Here is a 15,738-nt window from a genome sequence, read left to right as displayed (position 1 = left end):
TTAGCCCTCCTGTTTTTGGCGCGTCAGGCGGGCCACATAGGCAGCCTGGGCGTCGTTGATGGGGTTCTCGTCGGTGGCTTGCAGGCCACGCTTGATCGCGTCAGCGACCGGATTGTGTGGCTTGACATCCTTGGCGATGGCCTTGAACATGCCATTGATCTCGGCTTCGCTGGTGCCCTTGACCATCTCGTCTCCCAGCTTGGCGGCCACGGCGGCCTTTCGCAGTTCGGCGTCGGTCTTGCCGGCAGGGTCGATCTTGGCGTCGATGGCGTGAACCTTTGCCACCAGTTCAGTGCGAGCGGCGACCAGCGCGTCGACGTCGATAACGGCCTCGTCTTTGGCCTTTTTCAGATCAGCCTTCAGCTTGCCAATTTCCTCGTCCTTCTCTTCGTCGGACTTCTTCTTGGCGGCTTCGGCGTCGTCCAGCTTCCGCTGCATGTCGGCCTTGTACTGCTCGATGGCAGCAACATCGGTTACGGCAACCTGGACAGCCTTGTCGCCCAGGACAACCGTTTTTAGTTGATCGCTCATGCGACCTCCTTTCTCGGTTTTGGGCGTGTCGCCCGGTTGAAAATCTTGGACAGGGTGTGCGCCCCAGGAATCACCAATGCGCGCTTGGCTGCCTGCCCGTCCACGTGGAACCAGAGCCAGGTGATTCATGCGGATGTTGGTCATCTCGAAATCGGCGTCGATCCCGTCCCGCGCCTTGACGATGCCGGCCTCGTACCCCATCGAAATCTCTTTATGAGTCGATCGAGCGGCCTGAATCGCGTCGCGATCCTTGATCATCGGGTTGACGACGATCCATTCGGCGTCCTTGCTGTAGGCGTCGCCCACTTCGCCGACGGCATACTCCGACCAGTTATCAGCGTTGACCGACTCAGGCGGGTGATCGAGCGTCACCGGCACTCGTGTGATGCTGTTCAGCGTCTCGTCGGCAAATACCTGATCGGGGTGCCGGTATACACGCACCACATCGTTCGGCTTGAATCCGGCCTTCAACGCGATGTCGCCAAGTTCACTGGCGTAGTACTGCTGCACGCCGGTACGCGCCACGCGGGCAGTGGCCACCAGATACCCCTCGGCCGTCTGTTTGGTCTCGCCTACGCCCACGCGGTCAGTAAATCGAATCATTCAATATCTCCTGCGTCAGCACCGAAGCCCTGTTCGGCCAACGAGCCATATTTCTGTATGGCCTGCTCAAGGCCCGGCAGCATTCCCTGCTCCGTAAATTCATTGACGAGAGCATCGGACAGAGCGTCCATGGGGATCAGCTCACCGGCATTCGGGCCAGCCAAGCTGCGGGCTGCCGTTGCTGTCTTGCTGAAAATCTCGGCCCGCTCGGCTTGCGTCATTTGGCGCAACGGCGTCCATTCGTAATAAATCTCGGGGGGCCGGCTGCCCAACGCCTGCCAGACGATGCACTCGTCCAACGTTCGCATGGCCGGCCCGATTTCCGTGGTCTGGTCGTGGCCGATGCGGTCGTAATAGACGCGCTCATCGCCATCACCAGAGCCCGACAGGCCCACCGCGGCACGGCCATAAAGCCGCGTCACCGGGATGCCTGCGGCGCCCGAAACGTTGTCCTGGAACTTGGCGACCACGTCGGGCAGTCCTGCGAAGCTCGCGGATTTCTGCTGGTAGTCGTCCTTCATGTCGAGGACCACGGCACCGTTGATGCCTTTCATCGCGGCCTGTGACTGGAGGCGACGGATGACAGCCGCGTCCTGGTTGTCAGCCAACAGCTCTGCAAATCCCTCGAACTTCAGCACATCGACCTTGGCTTCGAACACCAGCGAGGCGATATTGGCCATGGTGGAATCCATCTGCCTCACGGCATCAATGGTTGCCTGCAAGACGCTATCGCCCCAGGCCAGATTCGATAGTCCAGCGCTCAGGCTCGGGTCGGTTGGAAGCGCCTTGCCCCGGAGCACCACTAGGCGGCTTGCGTGGATCCGGACCTGTTCGGCTTTCTCACCAGTAGATAGCGTGTAGAACTCGGCCTTACCGAAATACTCGCTGTTGATGTCACGCACTATGGATTCGGGCCGCAGGCTTTGCGGCGTCAGGATTACCAGGGATCTGATTTCCGCACCGGGGCTGATCGGCGCTGCCTGATCTACATCTGCGGTGTTGATGTAGATGGCAGCACCTCCGTACAACCGGGCCGCCACCAGCGCATCCTGCACCGTCTTTTGCAGGCCTAACCTAATTTCCAGCGCTTCGATCTCGGTTATCTGATCTGCCTGGGCGCGCCACTTCCGCCAGTTCCGCGTCGAATCTTCAGCTGGGTAGTCAACGATGGCAGCCGCCAGCCAAGAGTTACGGTACATGTCCAGCAGCTCGTTTGCTGACATTGTGGTCGTCACATAAACCGAGCTGGCAGCTTTATCTCTGCCTGTGCCTAGGTTGGCGACGACGTTTATCAGGCCATCTGCGAGATCACGTAATACTTTCATCAGAAGCCCGCCCAGGAATAGCTACCGCCACCCAGCTCAGTTAGCGCGTAGACCATAGCGTCAAGCCGGTCGGGCGACTTCTTAGCGGTTGTCGGAACGTATTCCATTTGTTGGTTTTCCAAAAGATAAAGGTTGCCTCTATGGGCAACCCTTCCTTGTTCATACAAAGCCGATATGGGCTCAGCTCGGGCGAACTTGCCTTTGCTGGCGTGGACGCGAATCACTCGCCCCTTGAACCCAGCGTTCTTTAACGTCGATTCCGCCATGTCGCCGCCCTGGTTCGTCTCGATGACGATGGCGTCGGCGTTGTGCTGCTCGTAGGCCGCCATGGCTTTCTGAGCCCACCCATTCGGGCTGAACTTGCCGCTGTAATCGCCGTCGACCGAGTACTGCTTAGCGTCGCCTGCCCCATAGGAGCTGGCCACGACAATGCCGGTCTCGTCGCTCTCATCGCTGGCCGTCGTGGCTGGATCCACCGCCACCACCGTGCGGACCTTGTCCTGGCGAATCTGCAGCGCATGCGCCGCGGCAATCAGCCCTTCAGTCCACAGCGCACCCTCAGCATTGAACCGGCGCGGACGCTGCATGTACTGCGCCTCAGCCGTTCGGCGGTGGGAAAACAGCGCCGTGCGGTGGGATTCGTTGTGCTTGAAGGGCCAGAGCCAGCCATCAGGCAAGCCGTGCGCGATGGGTATCCCATGCGTGTTCTCGCTCGGGTAGGCATCGCTGTTGTCGATGATGACCGGCAGGTTCAGGTGGTGCCACTTCTCGCCCGATCCACCGCGCAGCAGGTAGCCGCTCAGGTCGTGATAGTGGATCCGCTGCATGATCACGATCATCGGCGTGGTTTCCAGCGCCAGCCGGCTCTTGATCGTCTCGTTGAACCGGCTGTTCACCCCGTCACGCACCGTCTCGCTGTACGCATCGTCAGGCTTGACCGGATCGTCGATGATCAGCGCGCCCTGCCAGCCCGGCTCCATGTGCCCGGCCCGAAAGCCTGTCACTTGGCCGGCGGCTGACGAGGCATAGACCCCACCGCCGTGCTCCGTCCACCACATGGCTTTGCTGTCTGCGTCATCACGCAAGGCCATGGGCCACATGGCTTGATACGCCTGGGACTTCACAATGCCCCGCGCCGTACTGGAGTTCAGCAACGCTAGGTTGTGCGAGTAGGATAGGTGCATGAACCGGGCGCGGTTGTTCAGCGCCAGACCCCTGCCTATCAGGTTGATCGTGGCCAGCTCGGTTTTGGTGTATCCAGGCGGAATGTTGATGATCAACCGTGTGATCTCGCCGTCGATGACCCGCTGCAGCGTTTCCTGAATAACCCGATGATGCGGCGCCACGATCATCTTGGAGCCCATGCGCTGCTTGAAAAAGTACCGGGCAAAGTACAGGCCATCGGCCTTGCACATTGCGGCCCGGATGCCGTCTTCAGCAGTCATCTTTCTCCATCACCTTCCGGATGGCTTCCGGCGTCATGTGCACCACCTCGACAGGGCCGCCGTCTTTCCCGGTGTGCTCCACCTTGGCGGCATCTACGATCCCGTATGCTTCGCGCTCCATACTGACCAGCACCTTCATGGCCTCGGCCAGCTTCTTGGCGCTATCGATGCGTCCGGCCGTGGATGTCACGCGCTGGAATACCCTGGTCAGGCCATCAGGCCCATCTTCGCCTGCAAGCGCCGTCTCCAGTTGCTCCAACAGGTCAATGCTTTCGGTCTGGATTTCCAACTCTTCAAGCAGCTTCATAGCCAGGCTGCGGGCGCGGGCAATATCCCTACGATGGGACACGCGGACCTCGGCGATAACCTGAGCATTCGCCTCAACGATTCGCCTCTCAGTTACCGCCTGCTCGGTGGTAACTTCCTTGGTAACCTCGGCTTTGGTAACCAGGGCATCGGCCTTGGCTTTGATCTTCGCACCAAGGTCTCGCTCCCACCCGTCACGCTTTGCGCGCTTCCCGATGGCTACGTGGGAAACATTGTTCGCTGCGGCAATCTCCCGCACTGACAGCAGGCCAGCCCGGTAATCCGCTTCGATACGTTCCCAGTCTGGCGCTGCCTTTTTGTCTGGCTGCGCCATTTCTTTCATCCATAAAAAAACCGCCCTGACGGGCGGCTTGACTTGCTTGGGGTCACTCTTCGGCAGTGAAACGACTCAGATGCGCTTTCGCCATCGACTGCAGATCAGACATTATGATCTCGCACTTATTCTCGATACCGCTTCGTCTGTAGGTCCACTCCAGTATCCGAGATACCTGCTCGCCATTTTCAGCCCTCTGATTAAATTCACTCGTCCTGATCAGCTCTTCGTTAACCAAGTCTCTCAGCTTCTGGCGAGTCTCGTTCAGCTTAATCGTAATATCCGAGGGTAAATAAATGGACTGCCGCCGCATGAATTTGTTGAACCTTTCTGCCAACTGGTCAAGAGCCATTGAATCTTCGTGCGTGGCTTCACCTTGTATGGCCTTCTCGATCACAGCCTTAAGCTCATCCGCGTAGTCACATACCAGCTCGTAGGCGCCCTCGATTGCCAGGGTGAATTTCTCATCGTAGCGCGTGAACCTAACCTGGTGCTCATGGGCCCTCAGTCGCTGTTCTGCTTCCATTCTAGACATCCTTTTGTGGAACGAGTGCTCAACCCATTTCTTAAGCAGTAAAGTCATCACTCAGCTGGACAAAATCACAGTGAGCAATGTAGTGATGAAGAGGTCTAAGGTCACGACAGGCCCATTAGGAAGAATCCAAAGATTGCATCCTACGGCTACCCGACAGGTTCGTCCATTCGCGCGACCACAAAAAACCCGCCGATCTTTCGAAGGGCGGGTCAGTTTCAAATCCTACGGACGCAATTGTGCTGCCTGTATTGTTGCGGTTTCTGATACGGTTCGCAATCACTTCGTGCTACGGTTTGCCACCAGTACTCCGCATCGGCTCCATTTGCCGCTTCGCCTCTTGTACTCTCGATGTGGCCAGAGTCTTCAAGCTCACGCAATACACGATGAATGCTAACCCGAATGGTAGCCCTCTGCCTGGGAGTTGAATTCGGCGCCACGTAGCCAACGATATGCCGGACCTTGAACCGCCGGCCCGGATGCGCGCCCATCAGGTTGATGACTTCGCTCGCGTACTTCACCGCACTTCCCTCCAAACCAATTCCTTGAATAGCCCCAGGTACAGCTTGTACTCAGGCTCTCGAATCCATACCCCCGTCACGTCCTGGATCCACCGCTGCGCCCTCTCTCGACGCTGGCGGGCCGGCAGCCCGGCAAACCGGCCATTGCGCTGCGGGTACTCGGCGATGATGATCATCTGCTCATGGTGCGGGAGAGTCTTGTGCAGGCGGTCGACCGCCTCCGCTTGCTGAACCTCAATCCCGGGCTTCAGCGCCTCTTCCTCGTCGTCATAAGGCACAACGTCCAGCATGTTCCCTACCCTCTCGCCCGACGCGCACCAGCGGGCCCAATTCCACAAGATCGAATCAGCGTCGTAAGGCCTCATCAAACCTCCCGTACCGTTATCCCGTGAACCTGGAGCATCAGTTTGCGTTTCATGATGTAGTCCCGAGTACGCATGCCCTTTGCGTCTTCGATTACTTCCTGGCCGGTTCTGGCGTCCGTGTACCGGAAATCCGCCACATACTCACAGGCCCTCTCGGCTCTGCCGTCAGCCCGGCGCTGCTTCGGAATCAGTTCGAACCGTGGCTGCAACTCCAGACCACTGATCTGCCCTGCCCGCTCCAGCAGCTTGAGCTCTGCGTACCGGCCGGCCTCCCGTTTGGAATCGAACGTATAGCCGTCCAGCGTGGCCTTGCGATTGCCGTATTTGCGCTTCATCCGTTAAACCCCCTTCCTCGGCTTGGCTGGGCCTGGGGCGCAATGGGCGCCGGCCCGATATGATCCTCAAACCGCATTTGCTCTCCTACGTAATGCAAACTGACCTTCCCGGTCTTGCCTTGCCGGTTCTTCATGACGAACAGCTCGGCGTAGCCCTGCAGCTCGGTCGCTTCCGGCTTGTCCTGCTCTTCCCGATACAGACCCAGTAGGATGTCGCTGTCCTGCTCGATGGAACCACCGTCTCGGAAATCCGAGGGCTTGGGCCGCGGATTCGGGCGCTTCTCGATCTCTCGGGAAAACTGCGACAGGGCGACTACTGTGATGTTCAGAGACTTGGCCAGGATCTTCAGCCCCTTGGTGATCGCCTCGATCTGCAGGTAACGCTTTTCCTCGGTGCCCGTCATGAGCTGCAGGTAGTCGATCACCAGCAGGTCCAGGCCGTGCTTACGCTTGATGGCCCGCGCCTTAGTGACCACCTGCAGCAACGAGAGGCCCGGCTCGTCATCGATGAACAGTTTGACGTCGCTCATGGTCGTCACCGCGTGCGTGACTTTGGCCCAGCCGTCATTCAGATCCAGGACCCTATCTCCGCGGGCAAGTGCACGGGCGGACACCTTCCCCACCGATGCAATGGCCCGTTCCACAACTTCGGACTCGGGCATTTCCATCGACATGAACAGCGTGCTGTGACCGTCCAGCGCGGCATTCAGGGCCAGCGTTTCGGCGAAAGCGGACTTCCCCATGCCTGGACGAGCGCCGACAGTAATCAGCGCGCCTCGCCGCATGCCGCCGTTCAGGATTTCATCCAAGTCCACCAACCCAGTGGGAATGCCGGGATTCGGGGCGTGGCCGTGATAACGCTCGTCCAGGGCGTCCACATACCGCGCCATGGCCTCCTGGATGCTGGCCGGCTCCTTGCGGGTCGTGGTCTCGGCCAGCTTGCCGAACTCCGCCTGGGCGGCATCCAGTTTCTCAGCGGCTGGCAGGGGCCCATGGACAATGTCGTGAACCGCGTCCGCCGCAAGCAGCATTCCGCGCAGCAGCGCCTTTTCACGCACGATCTCGGCGTACCGCGAAACGTTGGCAGAGCTGGGCGTGTTCGCCGCCAGGGCATGCAAATACCCCAGGTCCAGCGGCTCCCGGCGAGCGGCGGCCATGTCGCCGACGGTCAGCACGTCAGCCGGCCGGTTCTGAGCGATCAGGCTCTGGATGTGCCCAAAAATCGCGCCGTTCTCAGGGCGGTAGAAGTGCTCGGCTTTCAGGTCCCCTACGCGGTCGATTGCCTCGTTGTCCAGCATCAGGGCGCCCAGGACCGCTTCTTCGGCGCTCGAGCTGTGCGGTGGAGTCGTGTGGTTCAGCATCACGCAGCCTCCCGGTGGTAGCGGCCTTCAATCGCCTTGGCGAAGTTCCTCGGCGACACCAGCCAATCCAAGCTCACGACAAACGGGTCACGACCAGCCGCAGCTTGCGACTGACCGGTCAGAAACTCGGATTGGGCGATGTAGCCGAAGAATCGTTCCCACCAGTCCAGGCTTTGCCGACTGGCGTCCTCCCTCCAGCGGGCACGCAGCAGCTTCTGTCGGTCTTCACCCCAGACGCGGACTTGCACGCCGGTTGGCACAAGGCGGTGGTACAGGTCGATGATGGCCTGATGCGGGCAGGCAGGGACTGCAGGATCGTCAGATCCGGCCAGATCGTCGTCAGACGATCCCATGTTCCCTTCCCTTCCTTCCTTTCCTTTCCCTTCCTTTCCCTTCCCTTCCGCTTTCTCGCCACTTTCACGCGTGCCTGACGCGTCAAATGTCCCTGTCACGCGTGAAGGGATTTTGCTTTCAGACTCTCTGTTGTTGATGATCTGGTGCTCAGTGAAGGTCGGGATCTCAGCGTACTGTTTGCCATCGACCTCATAGATGACCACCAGGCCAGCCTCGATCAGGTCGTTGCACATCTGGTCAATATCGCAGTCGTCGCCGGGGAAATACCGCAGTTTGAACGTGCGCGGCTTCCACTCCAGGCGGCCTTCCCGGTCGGCCTCACACCACAGTGACACGTAAAAGAGGCGTGAAAGCGGAGACAGTGACACGATGTCCTCCGATGTGAAAAATTCAGGCTTGATTGTTCGTATCCGTGCCATTACAATTCCTTTGAAAACCAAGTATTTAGGCTGCCCCGTCAGGCGGCTTTTTCTTTTCCAAGATCAGCGTGCACTACCCGGCTCAGCGGCTCTATGGCCCTCTGGTAATGCGCTTCGATTTCAGCCGTCCATAGCCCCTTGCGGATCAGCTTGGCGCGTGTGGCGTCTACATACTCCCATTCACGTTTCCAGCGCTCCTGGCGCGGCATGCCGCCCTGGTCGTGCTTGGCGTGCAGTTCAGGGCACAGCGGAAAGCAAAGGCTGTCGCACGCCTTGATCCCCATCCCTTTGCCGAAATTCACATGACAGGCCTGGGCCGGGCGCCCGGTGATCAGGCAGCCCAGCGCCGCCACGTTCTGCCGGTGTTCTTTGCTGCGCAGGAGTCTGGACGGCTTGCGCGCATGCTGCAGGCTGGTGCCGGCCAGCTTGGTCACGCGTTGTGCCAAGCCGGAGCGCGATTTGGCGTTCTGCTTTGTTTTCATGGGCTTGCTGCGCTGCATGGGCTTTGCCGGCGCTTTGAATGTGCTGTTCCAGGCTCTCATGACGACGCCTCCGGAAACTCCAGCATCACCCCACGGGCCCGGAAATCAGCCTGCACAGCCTCCGCATACGCGCTCAACTGCTTGCGGCTCATCAGAGACGTGACCGGCAAGTACTTCATCATCAGCAGCTTTTCTTCGTAAGTACGGCCCTTGATTACCGAGTCGTACATGCCGCGGAACTCTTCATCCTCGGCACGCATGATCGGCACGCCGTGGTGCAACTTGCAGTAGCAGCGCCAGCCCATGGCGTCGTCTTCAGGAAGCTCGCGGGCAATCTGCCCGTACCAGACATGAGTAATGTCGTTCTGGGGTAATGTGCGGGCCTTGCCGGTCTTGATCGAAATCCGCAGGTAGCGGTGGGCCTGGTACTGATTCCTCAGATCACCCATGAACCGCTGCAGGGATTCGTCACTGTTCACGATTTGCATGTCAGCCCCGTCCCTTCTCAACAGCCCGCAGAGCGTTACGCTCCATCCGATGCAGGATGACGCGGGCATCCCGGAAAAGTGGAACCAGTTGATCTGCCTCGGCCTGGGTGATCACCCCATCGGCTACTGTCTCAGCAGTCACAGCTGCAATCTTCCCGATCTTGGTAGAGATCATCAGGAACTTGTCTTGCAGGGCCTTGCCTTCATCAGCCCACCCGTCTACAGGAGGCGGCGGCACGAAATCAACATGAATGCCGCGCTGGGCATTCATAACGAGCAGCCAGTCCCAGGCATACTCGGCGCCACCCGCCTTCTCTTCCATCCACTCGCTGAGCATTTCTGCCATAGCGATGCTGATCTCATCCCCATTCACTCCACGCAACTTGGCGCGCAAGCTCTCGGGGTGGATAGATTTGCCACGACGCTCAGTCAAAAACCGGGCCGCATCCGTTACGCTGCCCTGTGTGCGGCGGACGCTGTTGTATAGAACGTCTAGCCAGTCAGTGTTTGAATATCGGCACGTCACCTTGAAATCTCCTGAATTTCAGCGTTTCGCTGATTTCGCGCCGCACCTATGATTTCCATAACTGAAATGGAGCAGCGCATGACGCAAACTGAAAAAATCTTGACCCAGGCCGAGGACATCGCTCGGCGTACGTTTGAAAACCCATCCCAGCGAACCGTGATGCAACTGTTTGCCCGCTTGTGTGACGAACAAGACATGCGGGCTGTGGAGGTGGAAGAACATGCGAGCCCGCTTCATTGATGAAGCTCAGCAACGCGCTCTACCAACTCGGGCCAAATCTGATGGCCATCAATTGGCCTTAGAAGAAAGCGTGAAACGCCACTTGCCGCTTCAAGCGAAGCACAGAACCTTGCTGGAACTTGTCCAGATGCGATCCATTGCTGAACTGTTTGGTAGCTTTTCGCGCCAGTCACTTTGGCGGCTTCAGTTAAGCCGCCAGCCTGGGCCACAGCGATAGAGATATTTGGGTTCTTTTCCATGCAACCGATCATATGCTAGAAAAACTAGTAATGCAAGAAATTCTAGCATTGCCGCAAGGTTTTCTAGTAGATACATTGCGCCTATGACTACGATTCACGACCGCATCAAGAAAGCAAGACTAGAAAAAGGCCTGTCCATGGAGAGGCTGTCTGAGCTCGTCGGCCTACGCTCATGGCAGTCCATTCAGCAGTGGGAGAACGGGACGACTGCCCCGCAAAGGAAGAGGCTGGAGAAGGTTGCAGATGCGCTCGGGGTGACTGTCGACTACCTTGTGAACGGCGGGACGCCGACACAACATCAAGATCAGGCATGGACCGAGGATCATGTCCCCGTCCGACTTGTGGACGCGAAGGCGTCTGCAGGCAAAGGGAAAATCATGTTCTCAGACGACGTCAGCAAACTGCTCATGTTCCGCAGGGACTGGCTGGTGAAGAACGGCGCCAAGCCTGAGACCGTGCTCGCGTTCCCAGTCGACGGGGATTCGATGGTGGACGCACATATCCCTGATGAATCTGTAGTCCTGGCCAACACCGCCCTGCGCGAGCCAATTTCAAAGCGCATCTATGTGCTGTGGATAGACGGCGAGCTCCTGGTGAAGCAGCTGGTGCAAGAGAATGGAGTATGGTACGCCAGGTCGCATAACACGGCACGGGCCCACGAGCTGCCTGACATCCAGATAGACATTGACGATCGAGTAGTAGGGCGCGCCTTTTGGTGTGGATTTGGGCTTTAGCTTTACCAAAATTCAAGCTGTTTTGTATGCATGATGCTGGTGAGATTAGAATGTAACCGCGCTTACATATGAGCGAACTAAAAGACAGAATCGAAGAGGTCAAAGCCTCGCAGAACTGGAACGACACCCAGATGGCTAATGCCGCTGGGGTCAACCGGTCAGCTGTTGCCCAGTGGGCGGGGAAGGGAAGCAAAATCATCCGCACGATTGGCGATGTGGAGGTGGCGCTGAACCTGGAACGTGCGACGGGCTACAGTGCCCTGTGGATCGCTAAAGGCACAGGCCCAAAGATGGCAAAAGAGCGCATAGCGTCCGAGTTTTGGCCATTCGCTTCTATTGATGACCGTAAAGTAAGGGCGCTGGACCCCGCTCGGGAACGGATGCAACTTGAGGCCGCCATCCTTTTGGCAGCAGCTCAGCTCGGCCTGGACGTGAAGAAGCAGGATGGGGAGTGAGATGATGGGCGTCGGGTTACTTTGCGCCGGGCGGCGCGCCTGTGCCCTAGTCAGTCAGTGACACACGGAGCCGTTCGGCTCCTTATTTTTTAACAGTGAAGTAACAGGCTATTAAAACCCATGTCGAAATATGCTGACTGGGTGAACATAAAGTAGGTAATAGCGCTCCAATGAGCATCAAGAAAAGACTACCTAGTTTGATCGCCGAAGCAGTCGAACTGCATGGAGCAACTGTTGCTCAACAGGCGGCCCCTTACCTTTTCGCTGCCTGCCTGTATTGGTGGTCAGTAGCTGATCCGCAGGCCCAAGTGGCCACTGAGGCGCCTGCGTTATGGTGGCATCCGCTTCAAGTCATCTTTACGTCGCTTCCAGGGTGGGCGCTTGTCTTATCATTTCTGCTGGGAATATGGGCGACCATAGCTCACAACCGGCACCTTGCTGTGTTGAAGACGGAAACTGCCAAGCTACAGAACGAAGTCAACAGGCTTACTATCTCCCGGAATAGCATGCGCGCTCAGCTAGATGAGGCTGAAGAGCACGCTGAGTACCTACGAGCCACCTTCAGCGAAGCGCAAGCGAAAAATGCGATGGGATTTCTACGCTTTCATTGCGAAGGGATTGATAACTTCGGCGATCACGCAAGAGCGTCGCTGTATGCGCACGTTGATGGTCAGTTTGTCTTAGCCGGCCGTTTTACTGAGCACCCTGTGTACATGAAGCCTAATCGACAACGTTTCCCTGCCGATCAGGGCTGCATCGGCAAGGCTTGGCTGGATGGGGGCGACTTTACTATCTCGTTCGACGAGGACCACGCACAGACCCCCAATGAATACCTAAAGATAGTGACAGAGACATGTAACATCAGAGAGAGCGAGATTCACACAATTCGAATGAAAAGCCGTTTTTACTACGCTAGAGCTGTTACCCATGATAGGATACGGATAGGGGTCGTAGTGTACGAATCCCTCAAATCCAGCTTGCTTGACGTCGAAGCATTGCGACAGCATGCCATTGAGCATGAGCCATACTTGCGCGATATCATTAATCAAGCCTGCTTAGTGAACCCTTTTACAATGATGGAGGCAGAAAAATGAACCTGCTGCAAGCCATCATCCACTACATCTGCCGTAATTACCCATACCCGGACGAGCTGTCCAAGGCAAGGTTGACCAAAATGGTATACTTAGCTGACTGGAAGGCGGCGCAGCAGTCGGGTACTCAGATAACTGATATAGACTGGGTTTTTAACCACTATGGTCCTTACGTGGAGGACGTAGTGGAAGCCGCAACCGGCACTCCCGGGCTGGAAGTTGTGCACTCGACCAACGTATACGGCTCGCCTAAGGTTTTAGTGCGCGCGGTTGACGACATCCGCTTCACCATACTCCCGAGTGAGGTGGCAGAAATCTTGGATGAGGTTATAGAGGACACTTCGCCGCTGTCTTTTAATGCTTTTATTAAACACGTGTACGATACTTTTCCTATTAGAACGGCTGATCGCTATGCCACACTGAATCTTGCATATCTTGCTTCGCAAGAACAGAGCAAACGATAGCTACAATTTGCGTAAGCAACCAAAATGACCCGCCTTCCGGCGGGTTTTTCTTTGACTAGTTTTGATCCACTGAGCTCCTCAAGCTAGCCAGCCTCTTCTTCTTGTCCAAGCCTCCACTCCAATTCAGACAAACGCTCCATCAAGAATGGAAGCCGGATGTCGGCTTGTTCGCGATCGTGAATCTCATCAATCTGCCGTTGAGTCTCCACCAAAGTTCTCTTCAATTCTTCCAGATTCATCATGTGACCTCGTATTGTGATTTTGCTCTCGCCGAGTGGTGGTTGCTCACTACACTATGCCGTCACGACAGGCGCGCCATCTTCGAGACAGCCACCATAGCGCGATGCCCATGCATCACGACCGAGAAAACACAAGCCCCTCCCGGGGCTTTTTTGTTAGTCGACGGTTAGCGCACAGGCGTCCGCAGCCGTGTGTCTGCAGGCCCGCGGCGCGACAGACTCAGGTCTAGTTTTTATATTGCGGCAGAAAAACGTGGCGCTCACCGTCGCGCAGCTTGCAGTGCGTGATCACATAATTGTTGTTAGTGATCGCTTCGTAATCGCTGCCACCAATCACCTGGCGCTCGATGTATACCACAGTCGGCGTGGCAGCAAACAGCCTGCTTCCCGTGTAGCCGCCATAGCTATTCTTGGCATTTATTAAGCCGCACACATTGACTGTGTCCCCGGTGTACTCAGTCTTTACTGTGTAGACCCCTGAGATTCGAGCGGACTCAGGATCCTTTAGCTGGCGCTTAAGGTTATCAATGCTAAGAGCGACATAACCCGGGTCGGCCTCAACAACGTAGCCAGTACCTTTGATGTCCATCATTCCAGCACATCCGGTGAGCGCCACCGACGCCAAGATGACAACGGTCTTTCTCATTCCCCTCTCCTGAAGTACGAGTCAAAAACGGGATGCTACCAGATAAGTCCACTTAAGGCGCCAAGCTCCCCTCTCCCCTCATCTTTCCAACGCTATTAGCCCCAACTAGACCATGCAGCCTGCCTTACGTATGCGCGTGGTTAGGCCGCGCAAAAAAGTATTTGCTAGTTTTTCTTGCATACTAGTTTTTCTAGTGATATAGTTCACTCAACGCTTCACCAACCACCGCAGAACAGCCTAGCCCCAAGGGCAGCCCAGTAACGGTACAGAGAGCGCCAGCAGCAACGGCTGCGACCGCCACGGCGGATGCTCTTTAACCGACTTCCATCCGATAAATACCGCGCCCTGCCCTTGCGGCAAGCGATTGCGTGGCTGCCCGACTGCACGGGGGCAGGAGATAAACCTGTGAAATCCGGTGTATGGACTCTGCCCCAAGGCGTGGGCGTGAAGGGAGTTCAGAGCCGGGGACTGCGAGAGCAGCGCCCATGCCCTGATGGCGTCGTAATCAGGGAGACGACACCCGGCCCAACCGGGTGCGCCGTGCAAGCCGGCAACCTGCCCCGAGCGTCGTGGTATCTCGCAGGGGCAGGAGTTATCCGAGGCAGCACTTAATCGAGTGCCGCGCCGGATGACATAGGAGATAGACATGGAACAGCAAGGCAAACCAATGCGCTGGCCCGCTGATTTCCCGGGCAAGCACGACAGACAAGACGATAAGGAGAAGGCATGAGCAAGGCAACAATGCCGAATCCGGCGGTCGTGACAACTGGGCCCGGCCCCGATGATGTTGTCTACAGCTTCACCAGCGCTCAGATGGAAGCCTACGCCGCCGCCAAGGTGCGCGAGGCGCTGGAAGAAGCGGCACATATTTGCTGGAGCATGCAGTGCTCTGATGAATGCGAGCGTGAACTTCATGATCGGCTACTGAGTAACGCAGAGAAGCGCATCCGCGCCCTGATCCCAAAGTAGCACCTCGCCCTTCGCAAGAGGGGCATCACATAGGCGGCGGCGTGGAAGGACACGCTGACGAGCGACAGGACGTGCGGCACCGGCAGGTGTGAAATAGCTCCCCACAAATCTTCGTGAGAGGGAATTCAGCACGAGCTGGTATCAAGCCCAGCCCGCCTATGTGATGAAACAAACGCCCGCTCGCAGGACTCCACACTGCGGCGGTGGCCGAAGGCAGATAAACGGTTCGTGGAGCGTTTCATCACGTCTGCCCTGGCGACGCAAAAGGCCAGGACCATCAAGAGTAGGTGCTTATCGCCATTGGGAGGCGACCGCTGGACGAATAGTGGTGAATCGGCAGGATCGATTCCTGCAAGCACCTACCCTTGATGGTGAGCAGTACGCGCAGGCAAAGCGCTAAATCGTGAGGGAGTGTCCCGAAAGGGTACGCCTTGGTAAATCAACCCCACGCCGGACGAAGGATGCACCCGGCCACCATCAATCGCCTAGGCCCGACAACCACGCTCATGCGTGCGCGGATGACGGCTGCGGGCATCAATCGAAGCGGATGTATCGGCAGGACGTACGCCAGAAATGGAAGCCGCGCCCAGCAACTGGGGAAATGAAGTCCTGAGAACCCGATACGGTAGTTTCGCGGCTGGCCCACGATACGGGCCTCTTCCGATAGCAACCTTCCGCCGGCGTGTTAGCGACGCCGGCAAATCCCTTCGACTCCCAAACGGTAATGTGTGGCA

General features: G+C 57.5%; 21 protein-coding genes. 6 read left to right on the top strand and 15 right to left on the bottom strand.

Annotated features, from left to right (window positions below):
* The 12 genes from ACF3ND_RS07295 to ACF3ND_RS07240 form a co-directional block, all read right to left on the bottom strand.
* Window positions 1-1,134, bottom strand: coding sequence for a DUF2213 domain-containing protein (locus ACF3ND_RS07295; protein ID WP_394065412.1), 1,134 nt, complete (start codon window positions 1,132-1,134; stop codon window positions 1-3).
* Window positions 1,131-2,459: a DUF1073 domain-containing protein gene (locus ACF3ND_RS07290; protein ID WP_394065411.1), complete on the bottom strand. Its 1,329-nt coding sequence runs from the start codon at window positions 2,457-2,459 to the stop codon at window positions 1,131-1,133. Before ACF3ND_RS07290 ends, ACF3ND_RS07295 begins: the two co-directional genes overlap by 4 nt.
* Window positions 2,459-3,904 carry a hypothetical protein gene (locus ACF3ND_RS07285; protein WP_394065410.1) on the bottom strand — a complete coding sequence of 482 codons (1,446 nt, stop codon included), beginning with the start codon at window positions 3,902-3,904 and terminating at the stop codon, window positions 2,459-2,461. Before ACF3ND_RS07285 ends, ACF3ND_RS07290 begins: the two co-directional genes overlap by 1 nt.
* Window positions 3,894-4,553 (bottom strand): hypothetical protein, encoded by a 660-nt coding sequence (locus ACF3ND_RS07280; RefSeq protein ID WP_394065409.1) that lies wholly within the window; start codon window positions 4,551-4,553, stop codon window positions 3,894-3,896. Before ACF3ND_RS07280 ends, ACF3ND_RS07285 begins: the two co-directional genes overlap by 11 nt.
* Before the next feature lie 43 nt (window positions 4,554-4,596).
* The gene (locus ACF3ND_RS07275) at window positions 4,597-5,070 is read right to left on the bottom strand and encodes a hypothetical protein (protein WP_394065408.1); all 474 of its coding nucleotides are present in this window, start codon (window positions 5,068-5,070) and stop codon (window positions 4,597-4,599) included.
* A 523-nt stretch (window positions 5,071-5,593) separates the two neighbouring features.
* Window positions 5,594-5,887 (bottom strand): hypothetical protein, encoded by a 294-nt coding sequence (locus ACF3ND_RS07270; RefSeq protein WP_394065407.1) that lies wholly within the window; start codon window positions 5,885-5,887, stop codon window positions 5,594-5,596.
* 74 nt (window positions 5,888-5,961) lie between these two features.
* Complete coding sequence (locus tag ACF3ND_RS07265) at window positions 5,962-6,297, bottom strand: DUF1064 domain-containing protein (protein ID WP_394065406.1); 336 nt, start codon at window positions 6,295-6,297, stop codon at window positions 5,962-5,964.
* The gene (locus tag ACF3ND_RS07260; protein ID WP_394065405.1) at window positions 6,294-7,658 is read right to left on the bottom strand and encodes a replicative DNA helicase; all 1,365 of its coding nucleotides are present in this window, start codon (window positions 7,656-7,658) and stop codon (window positions 6,294-6,296) included. The genes ACF3ND_RS07265 and ACF3ND_RS07260 overlap by 4 nt, the downstream gene beginning before the upstream one ends.
* A complete protein-coding gene (locus tag ACF3ND_RS07255; RefSeq protein WP_394065404.1) occupies window positions 7,658-8,431 on the bottom strand; it encodes a hypothetical protein in 774 nt (257 codons plus the stop codon). Before ACF3ND_RS07255 ends, ACF3ND_RS07260 begins: the two co-directional genes overlap by 1 nt.
* Before the next feature lie 38 nt (window positions 8,432-8,469).
* Window positions 8,470-8,913, bottom strand: a complete 444-nt coding sequence (locus tag ACF3ND_RS07250; RefSeq protein WP_394065403.1) for a hypothetical protein — start codon at window positions 8,911-8,913, stop codon at window positions 8,470-8,472.
* 56 nt (window positions 8,914-8,969) lie between these two features.
* On the bottom strand, window positions 8,970-9,401 hold the full coding sequence (locus ACF3ND_RS07245; protein ID WP_394065402.1) for a hypothetical protein: 432 nt from the start codon (window positions 9,399-9,401) through the stop codon (window positions 8,970-8,972).
* A 1-nt stretch (window position 9,402) separates the two neighbouring features.
* Window positions 9,403-9,834 carry a hypothetical protein gene (locus ACF3ND_RS07240; protein WP_394065401.1) on the bottom strand — a complete coding sequence of 144 codons (432 nt, stop codon included), beginning with the start codon at window positions 9,832-9,834 and terminating at the stop codon, window positions 9,403-9,405.
* A gap of 171 nt (window positions 9,835-10,005) precedes the next feature.
* Between ACF3ND_RS07240 and ACF3ND_RS07235 the strand changes: the two genes are divergently transcribed.
* Window positions 10,006-10,167: a hypothetical protein gene (locus ACF3ND_RS07235; RefSeq protein WP_394065400.1), complete on the top strand. Its 162-nt coding sequence runs from the start codon at window positions 10,006-10,008 to the stop codon at window positions 10,165-10,167.
* On the opposite strand, the gene ACF3ND_RS07230 is transcribed toward ACF3ND_RS07235, so the two are convergent.
* Complete coding sequence (locus ACF3ND_RS07230; protein WP_394065399.1) at window positions 10,161-10,406, bottom strand: YdaS family helix-turn-helix protein; 246 nt, start codon at window positions 10,404-10,406, stop codon at window positions 10,161-10,163. The two genes, ACF3ND_RS07235 and ACF3ND_RS07230, sit on opposite strands and share 7 nt — an antisense overlap.
* 83 nt (window positions 10,407-10,489) lie before the next feature.
* On the opposite strand from ACF3ND_RS07230, the gene ACF3ND_RS07225 reads away from it, so the two are divergent.
* The 4 genes from ACF3ND_RS07225 (at window position 10,490) to ACF3ND_RS07210 (ending at window position 13,150) form a co-directional block, all read left to right on the top strand.
* Window positions 10,490-11,140, top strand: a complete 651-nt coding sequence (locus tag ACF3ND_RS07225; protein ID WP_394065398.1) for an XRE family transcriptional regulator — start codon at window positions 10,490-10,492, stop codon at window positions 11,138-11,140.
* Between the two features lie 68 nt (window positions 11,141-11,208).
* Window positions 11,209-11,595 carry a hypothetical protein gene (locus ACF3ND_RS07220; RefSeq protein WP_394065397.1) on the top strand — a complete coding sequence of 129 codons (387 nt, stop codon included), beginning with the start codon at window positions 11,209-11,211 and terminating at the stop codon, window positions 11,593-11,595.
* 170 nt (window positions 11,596-11,765) lie between these two features.
* A complete protein-coding gene (locus tag ACF3ND_RS07215; RefSeq protein ID WP_394065396.1) occupies window positions 11,766-12,689 on the top strand; it encodes a hypothetical protein in 924 nt (307 codons plus the stop codon).
* Entirely contained in the window at window positions 12,686-13,150 is a 465-nt protein-coding gene (locus tag ACF3ND_RS07210) for a Panacea domain-containing protein (protein ID WP_394065395.1), read from the top strand. Before ACF3ND_RS07215 ends, ACF3ND_RS07210 begins: the two co-directional genes overlap by 4 nt.
* 83 nt (window positions 13,151-13,233) lie before the next feature.
* Here ACF3ND_RS07210 and ACF3ND_RS07205 read toward each other — a convergent pair whose 3' ends face one another.
* Together ACF3ND_RS07205 and ACF3ND_RS07200 are read right to left on the bottom strand one after the other, a co-directional pair.
* Window positions 13,234-13,392, bottom strand: coding sequence for a hypothetical protein (locus tag ACF3ND_RS07205; RefSeq protein WP_394065394.1), 159 nt, complete (start codon window positions 13,390-13,392; stop codon window positions 13,234-13,236).
* Window positions 13,393-13,615: 223 nt separating this feature from the next.
* Complete coding sequence (locus ACF3ND_RS07200; protein WP_394065393.1) at window positions 13,616-14,035, bottom strand: hypothetical protein; 420 nt, start codon at window positions 14,033-14,035, stop codon at window positions 13,616-13,618.
* Window positions 14,036-14,761: 726 nt separating this feature from the next.
* Between ACF3ND_RS07200 and ACF3ND_RS07195 the strand changes: the two genes are divergently transcribed.
* A complete protein-coding gene (locus ACF3ND_RS07195; protein WP_394065392.1) occupies window positions 14,762-15,004 on the top strand; it encodes a hypothetical protein in 243 nt (80 codons plus the stop codon).
* Window positions 15,005-15,738: the final 734 nt, after the last annotated feature.

It is taken from the genome of Alcaligenes sp. WGS1538, from assembly GCF_043187505.1.
Lineage (GTDB): Bacteria > Pseudomonadota > Gammaproteobacteria > Burkholderiales > Burkholderiaceae_B > Alcaligenes.
The sequence above is the reverse complement of the archived record's forward strand: the minus strand, read 5'-3'. Positions and strand labels throughout refer to the sequence as shown.